This is a genomic window from Paenibacillus sp. IHB B 3415 (assembly GCF_000802655.2).
In the GTDB taxonomy this organism is placed as follows: domain Bacteria; phylum Bacillota; class Bacilli; order Paenibacillales; family Paenibacillaceae; genus Paenibacillus_AQ; species Paenibacillus_AQ phytohabitans.
Window position 1 is genome coordinate 1 of the sequence record NZ_JUEI01000108.1, and the last position, 15,119, is coordinate 15,119.

A 15,119-nucleotide genomic window follows, 5' to 3' on the forward strand; every position below is an offset into this window, starting at 1 on the left:
GGGTTTTATATGTTTTATATGTTGATGCTAAGACCCACTTAAGGAAGCACGTTGCCGGCTGCGCGGTAGATCTCATACCATTCCTGCCGGCTGAGGGTTATATCGGAAGCTTTGGCGATATCAAGTAAACGTGCTGTGTTGGTGGTACCGACCACCGGCTGCATTTTGGCTGGATGTCTCAGCAGCCAGGCGATTGCGATGGCCGTATCGGCTACCCCTTTTTCCGCAGCCAGACGGTTAATGACTTCATTCACCTCCGGGAACTTCTCATTACCGAGGAATACGCCTTCAAAGAAACCGTATTGGAACGGTGACCAAGGCTGGATCGTCATATCATGCAGGCGGCTATACTCCAGGATGCCTCCATCATGGACAACTGATCCGGAATTTGTCATATTGACGTTGATTCCGGAATCGATCATGCCGGTGACCATTACGCTGAGCTGAAGCTGGTTGAACAGCAGGGGCTGTTTGACGTTCTTTTTCAGCAATTCAATCTGCAGGGGATTCTGGTTGCTGACGCCGAAGTGTTTAACCAAACCTCTGCTCTCCAGCTGATCAAAGGCTTCTGCTACTTCTTCAGGCTCCATAAGGGTGTCCGGGCGGTGCAGCAGCAGAACATCGACATAATCGGTCTTCAGGCGCTTCAGGCTGTTCTCTACCGAGCTCACAATATGCTCTTTGGAGAAGTCGAAGAAGCCATTACGGATCCCGCATTTGGTCTGAATCAGCAGCTGCTCACGCATGCCCGGGCTTGCAGCCAGCACGTCGCCGAACACCTCCTCAGCTTTACCGGCAGCATAAATGTCAGCGTGGTCAAAAAAGTCTATGCCAGCCTCAAGGGCGCTGTGAATATGTACATCGGCCTCTTGTGGTGACAGATCTGCAATCCGCATACAGCCCAGGGAGATTTCAGCGACCTCCAGCGCACCATTAGCAACGTTAATTCTTTTTACCATTAATTATTCACTCCTTAAATGAAGGTACAGTGTTAAGCTTAGACCTTAGAGTTAGGTGTAAGTCAATAGATTTATAGAGCGGCTTTTCATAGAAACCAAATGGTGTTACCTTAAGAGGTGAAACCGATACCAGCTGACAGAAGGGAGCTGTAATAATGGGATACAGCATCAAAACCATAGCACAAAAAAGCGGACTGAGCCAATATACGCTGCGTTACTACGAACGGGAGGGCGTATTGCCGGTTGTGGCAAGAGATGTTAACGGCAACCGGTGTTTTGACGATGAGGATCTGGAGTTAATTTCGTTAATCTGCTGTCTTAAGGATACAGGGATGGCGATTGCCGATATCAAGCAATTCATTGCGCTTTCGAAAGAAGGGGTAAGTGCTTTGCCCGATCAGCGCAGACTGCTGCAGGAGCATAAAGTGCATATTGATGAGAAGATTAAATTCTTTCAGAGCTTTGCGCAAAAGGTGGACCACAAAATCGCTTATTTTGCCTCCCTGGAGAGTGAAGCGAAAGCAGCCAGACCCTAATCTTGAGCCGTAGGGTCGTATGATTATTGTCGCTGCAATTAAGGATTGGAAATGGTGCAGCCAGTACTTAAGCTTGTAGCGAAACCGGTATAAGAATGAGATGAATTATAAATAGAGTAAGGCCTTATACTGGGTTGAAATCCTTGCGGAGACCGGGTTCCCGGGTTTTCCTAAGTTGCTTATACAGTAGATAGAAGGGCAGCAGAAAGAACGGAATATCCGGGGAAAGCGTAATGCAAAGTCCGTTAGTGTAATGTTATATGACATATAAATTGACCGTTTCTTGACAAAGTGGTTTATAATCTTGACGGGAAGCCTCTTGATGATATGATAAAGGTACTTAAGGAAGCCGATTCCGGATATTGTGTTATATTAATTAACGTGATGCTGCCGGGGCTGCTTGCTTATCAGATGGACTAATCAAATAAGCTCTTGCTCTTGTATAAGCTCAATAATTTGGTTTGAGCGTTTCGACCAGGCGACCGTAAATTGCCCCAGGCTACAGGAGGTATGTGATAGGAATTGCTTTTCACTGTGCGGAGGTATCCGGGTGAGGCAGTGTTTACTATTATGTGCCTTTTGTACCCTGGGTTTTTTGTTGTGTACAGAAGCGTGAAGCTGATCTTGCCTCGTCCGGCCAGAGTGAGGATTCAACCAAATCATAAAGAAGAGGTGTGTATTCATGGGTTATGAACTGATCATTAAAAATGCGAGTATTCCGCAAGGCGACAGACAGGTGCTGACGGACATTCTGGTGAACAAAGGTGTTATCGTGGGGTTCGCCAAGGATATTGACGCGGAGGCCGATACGATTATTGATGCACAGGGCAAATTGGTGCTGCCAGGAGTTATTGATTCGCATACTCACTTTAATGATCCGGGGTTCACACACCGTGAAGACTTCGTTACTGGAACCAGCAGTGCGGCGGCGGGCGGGGTAACGATGATTGTAGATATGCCTTGCTGCAGCGTACCCTCTGTACGTTCGGTGGAGAACCTGCATAACAAGCTGAATGCACTCGAAGGTAAAGGAATCGTCGACTACGCCATGTGGGGCGGGATTACCGGCGAGGATGTACGCAATAATGTGCTGGATATTGTGAAGGAGCAGGCTGCTGAGGGCGTGGTTGCTTTTAAAGTATATATGACACCGTCTGTGCCATCTTACCCGCGTGTGACGGACCCTGAGATGCTCGAAGCCTTCTATGCTGTAGCCGAAACTGGAATGCCCATCGGAATTCATGCTGAGAACTATGCCATCTGCGATTACTATACCCAGAAGCTGAAAAAGGAAGGACGGATGGATTACCCGGCATGGGCTGAAGCGCGCAAGATTCTGGCGGAAAAAGCGGCGATCCAGCTGGGCATCAGCTTCTCGGAGGAATCGGGAGCCCGCCTGCATATCGTGCATATGAGTACGGCGGCAGGCAATCAGCTGATCAAGGAAGCGAAGCTTAAAGGGGTGAAGGTGACAGCGGAGTCCTGTCCGCACTACCTGACGCTGAATGCGGTGGATGCGATGACGGAGTTCGGGACTTTTGCCAAAATAGCACCTCCGCTGCGCCGTCCGGAAGATAATGAAGCGCTCTGGCAGGGGCTGGTGGACGGAACGATTGACTTCATGGCTACCGACCATGCCCCCTATGAGATTGCTACGGAAAAGGATGCGCCGGGCATGGATGTCTGGACTTCTTTTCCGGGGATTCCGGGTGTAGAAACGCTGGTGCCGATCATGATTAGTGAAGGCTACAACAAAGGTAGACTCAGCTTGTCCCGCCTGGTGGAGCTGCTGTGTACGAATCCGGCCATCCATTATGGCCTGTATCCGAAGAAAGGCGCCCTTGAAATCGGCACCGATGCCGACTTCACGATTGTCGATCTGGAGAAGGAATGGACGTTCGATAAAGATAAAATGCACTGCAAACCGAAATATACGCCGTTCCACGGAATGAAGCTGAAGGGCAAGGTGGATAAAACCATTGTCAGAGGCACATTGGTCTACGATGACGAGCTTGGTGTAGTCGGTAAACCGGGCTATGGCGAGTTCGTGAAACGGCAGACGATCAGCGAGCTTCCGCGTTTGCTGAAATACTAGGAGAAGGGGAGAGAACAGAATGGCTAAACACGCGGTAGTAATTATTGATATGCTGAATGATTTCATCCATCCGGATGGAGCACTGACTTGTCCGAATGGGGCGGGAATCGTGCCTGCGATTCAGGAGCTGATCGAATTCAGCCACGAGAATGATATTCAGGTGATCTTCGTACAGGAGGCGCACCGGCAGAATGATGCTGATTTCCGGGTTAGGCCGGTTCATGCGATTAAGGGCACCTGGGGATCGGACTTCATAACCGAGCTGACCCCGCAGCCCGATAAGGGCGATTATATCGTGCAGAAAAGAAGACATAGTGCGTTCAGCTATACGGATATGGATCTTTTTCTCCGTGAGGAGGGGATTGATACGGTGGTAGTTACCGGGGTATGGACCAACGTCTGTGTCCGCTCTACGGCATCCGATGCGATGTACCACACTTACAAGGTCAAGTGTATCAGCGACTGCTGCGCCTCGAAGGATGAGGAGATGCATATCTCGGGTCTGCGGGATATCGGGATTTTTGGAGAAGTGCTGACCCTGGCCGAGTATAAAGAGGTTAATGCTGTTGTAAAAGGCTAATAGGCTAAAAGACTGAAAGACTGAAAGACTGAACCTGTTACTATAAAAGCTCCATGCTGTACGGCGGTTGCCGCTCAGCTGGGGCTTTTTGCGTGAAAGCGGAGTGGAGGGTGTTCCTCTTAATAAACAGATAAATAATCCAGTAAAAACGGTAAATATGCTATTCCATTTGCGGCTGCTAAAAGCTTAAGATGCAGTAAGAGGCCAGGGTCAAATGCCCCAAAGTCAGCTATGTGCACCTTAGTTGTGATCCTGCACTATGAACCTGCGAAGGTCTTGGGTAAAATGAAGTTGGAACTTCTGACGCAGACGGTAAGGGAATCATGGAAGAGAACAAAATTATTGTGAGAGAACATGAAGGAGGAAAATATAATGTTCAGCAACGAGCCTAGTCTGGAGTGGTTGAGCGATGTTTCAGTTTTTAAGGTGAACCGATTGGAAGCGCATTCGGACCATCGTTATTACATGACCATGGAGGAAGCGGAGCGACAAGCCCCGATGGAGCTGCGTCATTCCCTAAACGGAGACTGGAAATTCAGCTACGCGGTGAATGCGGCCAGCCGGGTTGAGGATTTCTATAAGGCGGATTATGATACCAGAGGCTGGGAAGATATTCAGGTGCCCGGACATATCCAGCTTCAGGGGTACGGCAAGCCGCAGTATGCCAACACGATGTATCCCTGGGACGGGCTTGATGCTGTGCGGCCGCCGGCGATTCCGAAGGAGAGCAATACGGTGGGGAGTTATGTGAAATATTTTGAGGTTCCGGCGAATATGGAGAACGGGCCGGTCTTTATTTCTTTTCAGGGCGTAGAGGCGGCTTGTTATGTCTGGCTTAATGGACAATTTGTCGGCTACAGTGAAGACAGCTTCACACCTGCGGAGTTTGAGTTGACCCCTTATTTGCAGGAGGGTGTGAACAAGCTGGCCGTTGAGGTCTATCAGCGCTGCACGGGCAGCTGGCTGGAGGATCAGGATTTCTGGCGGTTCTCCGGTATTTTCCGCGAGGTGTATCTGTATACGGTACCGGAGCTTCATGTGCAGGATCTGCGGATTAACGCGGGGCTGGATGCTGTCTATCAGGAGGGAACGTTAACTGCTGAACTTAGCATGGCAACGGCGGCGGACGCTTTTGTAAAAATCGGGTTGAAGGATGCGGCCGGTGCCGTTGTGGCGGAAACCGAGGGGCAGGTTGTGAAGGGAAAGGCAGCCTTTACCCTGGAGGCAGGTACGGTGTCGCTGTGGAGCGCAGAAAATCCGTATCTCTATAGCGTCTGTATCTCTGTATTCGATGGCCGCGGAGAACTGGTGGAGGCGATTGTGCAGCGGGCGGGGTTCCGCGTGTTCGAACTGAAGGACAAGCTGATGCTGCTGAACGGCAAACGGATTATATTCAAAGGAGTCAACCGTCATGAGTTCAACAGCCGCAGAGGGCGGAACATCACCAGAGAGGACATGATTAAGGACATCATCACCCTGAAGCAGAATAATATCAATGCTGTGCGGACCTCGCATTATCCGAATCAGACGCTCTGGTATGAGCTGTGCGATGAGTACGGTGTCTATGTGATTGACGAGATGAATCTGGAATCCCATGGCTCGTGGCAAAAGATGGGCGCGGTTGAGCCGTCCTGGAACATTCCCGGTGATAAACCGGAGTGGCAGGATATTGTAATGGACCGTGCAGTGTCGATGCTGGAGCGCGATAAGAACCATCCGTCCATCCTCATCTGGTCCTGCGGTAATGAATCGTATGCAGGTGAGGTGATTCTGAACGTGTCCTATTATTTCCGCAAGACCGATCCGGGGCGGCTGGTGCACTATGAAGGGGTATTCCATAACCGTAAATACAATGACACCAGTGATATGGAGAGCCGGATGTACGCCAAGCCTGCGGATATTGCAGAATACCTGGAAGGTCAGCCGGATAAGCCATACATCAGCTGTGAATATATGCATGCCATGGGCAACTCGGTAGGGGGGCTTCATAAGTACATCGAGCTGGAGAGCCGGTATCCGCAATATCAGGGCGGCTTCATCTGGGATTATATCGACCAGGCGCTGGTGGCCAAAGACAGATACGGAGAAGAATATCTGGCCTATGGCGGTGACTTTGACGATCGGCCGACGGATTACAGCTTCTGCGGCAACGGGATTGTTTTTGCCGACCGGACCGTGACTCCGAAGATGCAGGAGGTGAAGTTCCTCTACCAGAACATCCGGCTTGTACCGGAACGGGATGCAGTGAAGATCATCAACGGTAATCTGTTCGCGGGGACGGAAGGGCTGCGGCTGGAGTTTCGGCTGTACCGGGAAGGGCGGCAGATCTTCAAGGGGCAGCAGGAGGTGGCGGTTGCGCCGCAGGCAGAGGCGCGGATTCCGCTTGCGCTGCCGGATGTGTCAGGAGCTCCGGGAGAGTACACGCTGGCGGCAAGCCTGTTGCTGAAGGAAGCGGAGCTGTGGGCTGAGGCGGGATTCGAGACGGCTTACGGAGAGTACGTCTTCCGGATTGAAGCCGCTGAGGCTGCGGAGGACCTAGAGGATGTTATGCTGCCTGCGGCCGGAGAGTTCAGGGTGATCGAGGGAGACGTGAACATTGGCGTAACCGGCCGCGGATTCGCTGCCCTGTTCTCCAAGCAGGCAGGTTCGCTGGTGTCGCTCTGCTACGGGGGGCGTGAGATGATTGCTACTCCGCCTGCTCCGCTGTTCTGGCGGGCAACCACAGATAATGATAAGGGAACTTCGCTTGCTCACCACGCAGGCGGCTGGTTCGCGGCCAGTCTTGCCCGCAGCTGCACGGCGGTAAGGCTTGAGACCGGGAAGGACCGGGCCACGGTGACCTTTGACTATGAATTCAGCATCAGCCGGGAGCTGAAGACCCGTATTGAATATACGGTCTACGCAGACGGCAGGCTGCGGGTCCGTATGGTCTATACCGGAGCAGCCGGCTTGCCGGATGTGCCGGTTGTGGCCGTGTCTTTCCGGATGTCCGCCGATTATGGAGAGTCGGACTGGTATGCCCGCGGGCCGGAAGAGAATTACAGTGACCGCGCGTCTGGAGCGCGTCTGGGCCGCTTCCGGCGTAAGGTGACGGAGCTGCCGTCACCTTATCTGGTGCCGCAGGAGTCCGGCAACCGTACCGGCGTACGCCAGGTACGCATTACGGACGAGCGCGGCCGCGGGCTGCAGATTCAGGCGGCTGCGGGAGAGCCGCTGGAATGTACGCTGTCGCCATACACAGCGTTCGAGCTGGAGCAGGCAGCGCATCCTTATGAGCTGCCCAAGGTGCACTACACGGTTGTCACCATTGCCGCGCAGCAAATGGGTGTCGGCGGTGATGACAGCTGGGGCGCGCCGGTACATCCGGAATACCGGATACCTGCTGACCAGCAGCTGGAGTGGGAGTTCTGGATGACTGCGGCGTTGCCGGAGACGGAGTAAGTATTAGTACAATAACCCCGCAAAGTGGGACTTTTGCTTCGATGATTACCCAGGTACTTTGCGGGGACCCCGAAATATATACATTCTTATCTAGTGAAACAGGCCATCAGCGGAGGAAACCGCTGATGGCCTGTTCTCATGAAAAGCGCTGGCGGTACTCCCGCGGTGACAGCCCCTCCAGCTTCATGAAGGTGGAGCTGAAGTAAGGCGCCTGGTTGAAGCCGACCTCTTCGGCAATCCGGGCGATAGGGAAGCTGGTCTGCATCAGCAGCAGCTTGCTCTGCTCGATCCGGTAACGGAGCAGATATTCCATCGGTGCACAGCCATACGCCTTGTTCATGCAGCGGGCAATATAGACCGGATGAAAGTTAAGGCTGTCTCCGAGCATCGCCGTAGTGATCTCTTCGCGGTAATGGGCACGGAGGAAGGAGGCGGCCTGCTCGGCGCATACAGTGGACTGGGAGCTGTGCTGCTCCGGCTTCACGGAAGCAGCAAGCAGCTGCAGAATGTCCTGGAAGAGAGTCTGCTGCCGGAAGCGGACCGATTCCAGGTGGGCAGTGGCTTGCAGCTGCCCCAGCTGGGCTAGCAGCTCTTCGATCTTGGCTGGCTGCAGCAGAGTGACGAATTGCGACAGCGCGAGGTTAAACGAGCTGATATTGAAGAACGAAGCGGGCAGGCCGCCCACCGGCTCATTCGGGCTGCCGGAATCAAGCGCGGAACCGGGCTGCGCGGGCCAGTCATGGAAGGTTTGAAAATGAAGCCAATAATAGGCAGTCTCCTCCCGGCAGCCCTCCGTTCCGAAGTGGTGGCAATCCGGACGAAGGATTAAGGCATCTCCTGCCTTCACCGTAAACCGCCGCTCCTCTTCACCGATGTACAGGCAGCCTTGCCGGACGACGAGCAGATCGAATACTTTGATATGCTGGCGGTTCGGATGCTGATAGCCGGGCGGGTAGTGATTGAAGCCGCTTGCAATATAATGCGGCAGGGGAGGAATGCGGAATAGGAGCGGATTCATTAGGGTAGCCTCCTGCAGGATGGTTTGAATATTGAAAGTTTAGGTTTGAGATATGGTACATTTTCCAGAGTATATCATCTATAATTTATTTCGAGCAAGCTTGAATTGCAAGGCTTGATTACACAGGTTATCGCAGCCGCATATCGGCAGAGGAGGGTTTATTCCATGAAACCCATGGGTGGGAAGAGCGGACTGTGGATGCTGGCCTGGCCAATATTTATTGAAATATTTCTGCAAACGCTGCTCGGGACAGTGGACACTATCATGGTCAGCCGAATCTCTGATGATGCCGTTGCCGTTGTAGGCATTTCGAATCAGTTATTTGGCGCTTTGATTACACTGTTTACCACGTTCGCCGGAGGTGCAGGAATACTGATTGCGCAGCGGCTCGGCTCTGGCCGCAATGAAGAGGCGCGTACGATTGCGATTATGGGAGTTACCGTAAGCACTATCCTGGGGGTTGCCTTCAGTGTCAGCTTGTTTCTGTATGCCGATCCGGTTGCACGGATGCTTCATATTTCAGGAGATCTGATTCCGCTATCTCATGTCTACCTCACTTATGTGGGCGGCGGATTGTTCATGGTTGGAATGACTGCCTCTCTAGGCTCTGCAATCCGCAATACAGGCAATACGCGCGGGCCGATGTATACGGGAGTGGCTGTGAATGTTATTCATATTCTGCTCAATTATATTCTGATCTTCGGCATGTTCGGCCTGCCGGAGATGGGACTGAGCGGCATTGCGGTCTCCACGATGATCAGCAGGCTGATCGGTGTGGCTGTACTGCTGTATATGTTCAGCAGCGCATTTGAGCGCAGAATCAGACTACCGGATTTCCGGACCTTCCACCGCAAATTATTCGTGGAGATCGTCAGGATCAGCTGGCCGCTGGGACTGAACTCCTCCTCCTGGGTATTATCGCAGCTGGTGATTTATTCTTTTCTCGCCCTGCTGGGTGCCAAGGAACTGGCTGCACGTACCTATCTGAACACGCTGGAGTCCTTCTGCTTCACGCTGGGTTATGCCATCGCTATGGCCGGGCAGATTCAGATCGCCTATCTCTTCGGTGCCAAGCAGACGCAGGAGGCCTATCGTGCAGCATACCGGACGCTATACATCGGGCTGGCCATCGTCAGCGCCAATGTGCTGCTATTGTATTTGTTCGGCCGGTCGCTGCTCGGATTCTTCACTGCCGATCCGGAGATTGTCGCTATCGGCGTATCCCTGCTGGCGCTTAATCTGCTGCTGCAACCGTGCAAAATGCTGAATATGGCCATGGGCAACTCGCTTAATGCGATCGGTGACACCCGCTATACCATGGTGGTCTCGATGATCTCCATGACGCTGATTGGCGTAGGCGGCTCCTACTGGCTCGGAATTTCGTCCGGCTGGGGGCTACTGGGTATCTACTGCTGCATGATTGCCGATGAAGCGGCAAGAGGAGGACTGGTGCTGCTGCGCTGGCGGAAACGAAAGGTGCTGAGTCAGGCCGAATCGCAGTTTGCCGGGCGCCAGCAGGGAGTGAGGGAGAAGCCGGCCGTGGCTTGTTCGGTAGAGCTTTAAAAGTATATATGATGATATAAGCGCGGGAGTACGCACACCATTCCCCCGGATTCTTCTCCTGAAGGAGAGTAATCCGGGGGCTTATTTGCGTTCAAGCGTGGTTACTGCACAAAAGTATGAAATGTACACCCTGGGGTTGGCAATAAAATACAGGAATAGCTGTAAGGTTCACTGTTCAGCTGCAGGAGGTATCTTCTATACTCAGGGCATCATCCATTGGACGAAGCCATAAGGGCCGCGAGGGGCGGAGGCTTCAGAGCCAGTGCCGCCAACTTATATAGGTATAGGAGAGTGAAGGCTTTGAGACACCGTAAGCGCAAGTCGGGTATGCCACTCGCTATCCAGCTTCCACTGAAGGGAACAGGCGGGCTGTCCCCGCAGATAGAGTCCGGCACGCGGAAGAGAAGGAAGAAGGGATTTCTGCATGAGCTGATTCATAACCGGATTCTTTTTCTGATGCTGCTGCCGGCGCTGCTGTTCTTCCTGGTCAATTCGTATTTCCCGATGGTCGGCGTGTATTATGCGTTCACTCAATTTGATTTCAATTCCGGATTGTTCGATGCTCCCTTCGTGGGTCTGAAGAACTTCGAGTTTCTCTGGAAATCGGGTACGCTGATCAAGCTGACGCTCAATACAATCGGCTACAATCTGGCCTTCATTCTGCTCGGCAACGTACTGGCGATTGTCTGTGCGATTCTGCTTAGCGAGCTGCGCCACAAATGGTTCAAGAAACTGACCCAGTCGATTATGTTCCTGCCGTATTTTGTTTCTTTCGTTATTCTGAGCGTCATCGTCTACAACGTGTTCAATTATGATAGCGGTTTCTTGAACACCTTGCTGGCCCGGTTCGGAGCGGGACCTGTGGATGTCTATAATAAGCCGCTGGTCTGGATCTTCCTGATCATCCTGTTCTATCTGTGGAAAAATCTCGGCTACAGCATGGTTATCTACCTGGCGGCCATCACAGGGATCAGCGATGAGTACTATGAATCGGCCAAAATTGACGGAGCGCATATTTTTCAGCGGATCTGGTATATTACGGTGCCGATGCTGAAGTCTACCTTCGTTGTGCTGCTGCTATTCTCACTCGGAAGCATTATGAAGGGGCAGTTTGACCTCTTTTACCAGCTGATCGGCAACAACGGGGTGCTGTATAACACAACAGATATTCTGGATACGTACGTCTTCCGCTCCCTGAAGGTGACCTTTGATATCGGCATGGCGACGGCGGCGGGTCTGTATCAATCCCTGTTCGGCTTCATCCTGATCATGACGGTGAACTACATTATCCGCAAAATCAATGATGATTACGCGTTGTTTTAGGAGGAGAGAAAGAGCATGCATATTAAAGACGATCACTATACCAGACTGCTGCAGGGGCTGGCGTACACGGTTATTATCATCGGCTCGCTGGCGTGTCTGATCCCGTTTCTGCTGATTATATCGGCCTCGCTGTCCTCCAATGAATCGATTATCAGGGACGGTTACCATCTGATTCCTGCAGAATTCTCACTGGAAGGATACAAGACGGTGTTCACTTTTCCGGATGAGGTATTGCGCGCATATGGCGTTACTCTGTTCACTACACTTACTGGGACGACGCTGGGGCTGTTCTTCATGACTATGGCTGGTTATGTGCTGGCCCGCAGGGATTTCAAATACCGCAATACGTTCTCGTTCTATATCTATTTCACCACGCTGTTCGGCGGGGGCCTCGTGCCCTGGTACATTATGATGACCAAATATCTTCATCTGACCGACTCGTATGGAGCATTGATTCTGCCGGGGCTGATGACGCCGTTCCTGATTATTCTGATGAAGAACTTCATCCGTTCTGCTGTTCCTGAGGAGCTGTTCGAATCTGCCAAGATTGACGGGGCGGGTGATTTCAAAATATACTGGCGGATTGTGCTGCAGCTGTCGATGCCCGGCATTGCCACGGTAGGACTGTTTCTCGCGCTGACATACTGGAACGACTGGTTCTCGTCTTCCCTGTTCATCAATGACACACATAAGTATCAGCTGCAGTTCCATCTGTACAATGTGATCAACTCGGCTTCGTTCATTGCGAATATGGGGGCGGGAACCGGGGTAAGTCTCGGGGCAGACCTGCCTACAGAGTCAACGAAAATGGCGATGGCCATCGTTGTCACCGGACCTATTCTGTTTCTGTACCCGTTCATTCAGCGCTATTTCGTTAAAGGCCTGACGATCGGCGCGGTAAAAGGTTAGAACCTTGTAGCGGCTCCGCGCTGTTCTTCGCGGCTGCTATTCGGCTAACATAGATATTGTGAGGAGCTGAACCAGGAAGCTGTATTATCAAACAACACTTTTGGGAGGGTTCATGATGAGCAAGAATGCACGGAAAAAACCGCTGGCTGTCCTGACAGCCATGCTGGCGGTCTCGCTGCTCGCTGCGGGATGCGGCGGCAGTAACGGCAACAATAAAGAGGCAGCGGGCAGCACGGATAGCGGTAAAAACAACACGGCTGCGGCAACAGAGGGCAGTACGACTGCTACGGCAGAAGCCGGAATTGACACCTCCAAGAAAGTGGAGCTGCAGTTCTACATGCTCGGCGATGCGCCGAAGGATCTGCCGGCGATTGAAGCCGAAGTCAACAAGATGGCGGCAGCGGAGCTTAATACAACGGTTAAATTCAACTATACGAGCTGGACGGACTGGGATCAGAAATACAAGCTGCTGCTCTCCTCGGGCCAGGCGATTGACCTGATCTTCACTGCAGACTGGACCCAGTATGCTTCCTATGCGAAACGCGGCGCATTCCTGGCCCTGGATGAATTGCTGCCTAAGGCCGCGCCAGAGCTGCAGAAATTCGTTCCTGAGTCGATGTGGGAGGATGTTAAGGTAGACGGCAAAATCTATACAGTGCCTGCGACTTACAAAGAATATGTGACCAACGGTTTCGTCTGGCGGGAGGACCTGCGGAAGAAATACAATCTTCCACAGCCTACGGATCTGGCCAGCTATGAGGCTTACATGGACGGAATCCGCCAGAATGAACCGGATATGATGCCGGCCTCCCTGAACAGCGACATCGGCAATAATCTTCATTACATTTATACAGAGCTGAATAAGATGGTCGGCGCGCTGCCATATGGGATGGGCGTGAAATATGAATCGCCTACTGAAGTGTACTCGTACTGGGGCTCCGATGAGCAAAAAGAAGAGCTGAAGGTCATGAAGCGCTGGCAGGAAAAAGGCTTCATTCCCAAGAATGTGCTGAATATTAAGGATACGATGCAGGACCCGATTACTTCCGGCAAGGCGGCGAGCATGTTCGGGGATAATCCAACGCGCTTTAATGATATGGTCATGAAGATCAGCACCACACATCCCGAATGGGAGCTGGGGTATTATCCGTTCGGTAAGACAACGGGGTATGCGACTCCGGTACATCCGGTTCACAATGGTTTTGCGATTCCGAAGAGCAGCAAGAATCCGGATCGGGCGCTCGCTTTCTATGAAAAGCTGGTTCTGGACAAACGCTACAACCAGCTGACCGAATATGGTATTGAGGGCAAGAACTATACCGTAGAAGACGGGTATTACAAGCTGCTTGGCACCAGCCAGACCAACGGCTTCACCCGGGAGGGCATGAACGGCTGGGCGTGGAGAAATCCGGAGTATATGCTGTTCGACAAGGGTTTTGACGGAGTGAAGGCAATCTTCGATGAGCTCGACAAGATTCAGAAGCCGGATCTATTCCTCGGCTTTGCAGAGGACTATTCTTCCTATCAGGCAGAGAAAGCGGCGCTGGAGCAGGTCGAGAAGCAATATCTGTTCCCGCTCGAAGCGGGATTGGTGGAGGATATCGACAAGGGGCTGGAAACCTTCATGCAGAAGGCCAAGCAGGCCGGACTCGAGAAGATCCAGGCGGAGTGGACGAAGCAGTGGAATGCTTATACTGCGGAGAAAGGTATTAAGTAGAGAGGGGCCCCGGAAGCCGCATGGCTTTTGGGGCTTTTTTATGGGCAGGTGGCAGGTGCGGGTGCAGGGGCGGGTACAAGTGCGAGGTGCAGGGCGGGTGCGAGTGCGAGGTGCAGGTGCAAGTGCGGGTGCAACGGAGGCGCATTGGGTGGACGCTCCGAAAACGGAATGATGTTCCGATCGCTGTTGTATCCGGATTTTATTTATTTTTACCTTAGCGGTGAAAATCCGTATACAAAGGCGACCGCTGCCGCTTCTCCACATTCATTCCGTCTTCTCCGCTGTTTAAGCGGTAGCCAGACCTGCATACAGCACTCGAAGAGCAAAAGCCACGTCAGACATCCGCTTCCGTGGCAGGGGAGGAGAGCAGAAAAGCCCGTCTCCGTGTACTTGGAGACGGGCCAAAGCGGAGGGAATATCTCCGTAGAGTTAGTGACGGCTTGGTGTTCCACCAAAGCGAGGGAACACCAAGCAAAGCGTGAGAACATCCAGCAAAGCGGAGGGGGCATCTCCGAGTAGTTAGAGGCGGGCTTGGTGTTCCACCAAAGCGAGGGAGCAACCACCAAAGCGTGGGAATATCTAGCAAAATGGAGGGAGCACCTCCGTAGAGTTAGAGACTGGCTTGGTGTTCCACCTAAGCGAGAGAGCATCCACCAAAGCGGGAGGAATATCTCCGTAGAATTAGAGATAGGCTTGGTGTTCCACCAAAGCGTGAGCATCCACCAAAGCGAGGGGCTTCTTCGTGTACTGGAGACTAATCTTGCACAAAATACAACATTCCCGCTCAATATGCGCTAGCTAAGCGGGGATTGTTGTATGAAATGCAACATTTCGCCTCATTCTAGCGAATAATCGCGAGGATTGTTGTATTTCCTACAACAATCCTTGAAAATTCCCCTGTATTGTTGGCTTAGAGTTGTAATACGTATAGGGCTGTTGATTAGCTAATTTTTGGAAGTGAAAAACGTTGCATTGGCT

10 protein-coding genes and 1 riboswitch are annotated in these 15,119 nt (G+C 52.3%); of the genes, 8 read left to right on the top strand and 2 right to left on the bottom strand.

Annotation, left to right across the window (positions count from 1 at the left end):
* Positions 1-38: 38 nt before the first annotated feature.
* A complete protein-coding gene (locus QW71_RS32595; RefSeq protein ID WP_039309431.1) occupies positions 39-959 on the bottom strand; it encodes an aldo/keto reductase family oxidoreductase in 921 nt (306 codons plus the stop codon).
* A gap of 155 nt (positions 960-1,114) precedes the next feature.
* Between QW71_RS32595 and QW71_RS32600 the strand changes: the two genes are divergently transcribed.
* From QW71_RS32600 to QW71_RS32615, 4 genes are all read left to right on the top strand, one after another.
* Positions 1,115-1,495, top strand: a complete 381-nt coding sequence (locus tag QW71_RS32600) for a MerR family transcriptional regulator (protein WP_039309436.1) — start codon at positions 1,115-1,117, stop codon at positions 1,493-1,495.
* Positions 1,496-1,913: 418 nt separating this feature from the next.
* Positions 1,914-2,017, top strand: a riboswitch (purine riboswitch).
* Positions 2,018-2,177: 160 nt separating this feature from the next.
* The gene (allB, locus tag QW71_RS32605; RefSeq protein ID WP_039309437.1) at positions 2,178-3,590 is read left to right on the top strand and encodes an allantoinase AllB; all 1,413 of its coding nucleotides are present in this window, start codon (positions 2,178-2,180) and stop codon (positions 3,588-3,590) included.
* Between the two features lie 19 nt (positions 3,591-3,609).
* Entirely contained in the window at positions 3,610-4,170 is a 561-nt protein-coding gene (locus QW71_RS32610) for a cysteine hydrolase family protein (protein ID WP_039309438.1), read from the top strand.
* Between the two features lie 372 nt (positions 4,171-4,542).
* Complete coding sequence (locus tag QW71_RS32615; RefSeq protein ID WP_039309440.1) at positions 4,543-7,611, top strand: glycoside hydrolase family 2 TIM barrel-domain containing protein; 3,069 nt, start codon at positions 4,543-4,545, stop codon at positions 7,609-7,611.
* A gap of 136 nt (positions 7,612-7,747) precedes the next feature.
* Here the strand turns inward: QW71_RS32615 and QW71_RS32620 are convergent, their stop codons facing one another.
* A complete protein-coding gene (locus tag QW71_RS32620) occupies positions 7,748-8,629 on the bottom strand; it encodes a helix-turn-helix domain-containing protein (RefSeq protein WP_039309443.1) in 882 nt (293 codons plus the stop codon).
* 165 nt (positions 8,630-8,794) lie between these two features.
* Between QW71_RS32620 and QW71_RS32625 the strand changes: the two genes are divergently transcribed.
* The 4 genes from QW71_RS32625 (at position 8,795) to QW71_RS32640 (ending at position 14,141) form a co-directional block, all read left to right on the top strand.
* Positions 8,795-10,192, top strand: coding sequence for an MATE family efflux transporter (locus QW71_RS32625; RefSeq protein ID WP_039309444.1), 1,398 nt, complete (start codon positions 8,795-8,797; stop codon positions 10,190-10,192).
* A gap of 456 nt (positions 10,193-10,648) precedes the next feature.
* Entirely contained in the window at positions 10,649-11,515 is an 867-nt protein-coding gene (locus QW71_RS32630; RefSeq protein ID WP_373604799.1) for an ABC transporter permease, read from the top strand.
* Between the two features lie 15 nt (positions 11,516-11,530).
* Entirely contained in the window at positions 11,531-12,424 is an 894-nt protein-coding gene (locus QW71_RS32635; RefSeq protein ID WP_039309445.1) for a carbohydrate ABC transporter permease, read from the top strand.
* Positions 12,425-12,584: 160 nt separating this feature from the next.
* Positions 12,585-14,141 (top strand): extracellular solute-binding protein, encoded by a 1,557-nt coding sequence (locus QW71_RS32640; RefSeq protein ID WP_373604800.1) that lies wholly within the window; start codon positions 12,585-12,587, stop codon positions 14,139-14,141.
* The last annotated feature ends 978 nt before the right edge of the window (positions 14,142-15,119 follow it).

Excerpts from the sequence above, each read along its gene's own strand:
- QW71_RS32615 (WP_039309440.1), top strand. The coding sequence starts at position 4,543 with ATGTTCAGCAACGAGCCTAGTCTGGAGTGGTTGAGCGATGTTTCAGTT.
- QW71_RS32595 (WP_039309431.1), bottom strand. The coding sequence starts at position 959 with ATGGTAAAAAGAATTAACGTTGCTAATGGTGCGCTGGAGGTCGCTGAA.
- QW71_RS32630 (WP_373604799.1), top strand. The coding sequence starts at position 10,649 with ATGCTGCTGCCGGCGCTGCTGTTCTTCCTGGTCAATTCGTATTTCCCG.
- QW71_RS32620 (WP_039309443.1), bottom strand. The coding sequence starts at position 8,629 with ATGAATCCGCTCCTATTCCGCATTCCTCCCCTGCCGCATTATATTGCA.
- QW71_RS32635 (WP_039309445.1), top strand. The coding sequence starts at position 11,531 with ATGCATATTAAAGACGATCACTATACCAGACTGCTGCAGGGGCTGGCG.
- QW71_RS32600 (WP_039309436.1), top strand. The coding sequence starts at position 1,115 with ATGGGATACAGCATCAAAACCATAGCACAAAAAAGCGGACTGAGCCAA.
- allB (WP_039309437.1), top strand. The coding sequence starts at position 2,178 with ATGGGTTATGAACTGATCATTAAAAATGCGAGTATTCCGCAAGGCGAC.
- QW71_RS32625 (WP_039309444.1), top strand. The coding sequence starts at position 8,795 with ATGAAACCCATGGGTGGGAAGAGCGGACTGTGGATGCTGGCCTGGCCA.
- QW71_RS32610 (WP_039309438.1), top strand. The coding sequence starts at position 3,610 with ATGGCTAAACACGCGGTAGTAATTATTGATATGCTGAATGATTTCATC.
- QW71_RS32640 (WP_373604800.1), top strand. The coding sequence starts at position 12,585 with ATGCTGGCGGTCTCGCTGCTCGCTGCGGGATGCGGCGGCAGTAACGGC.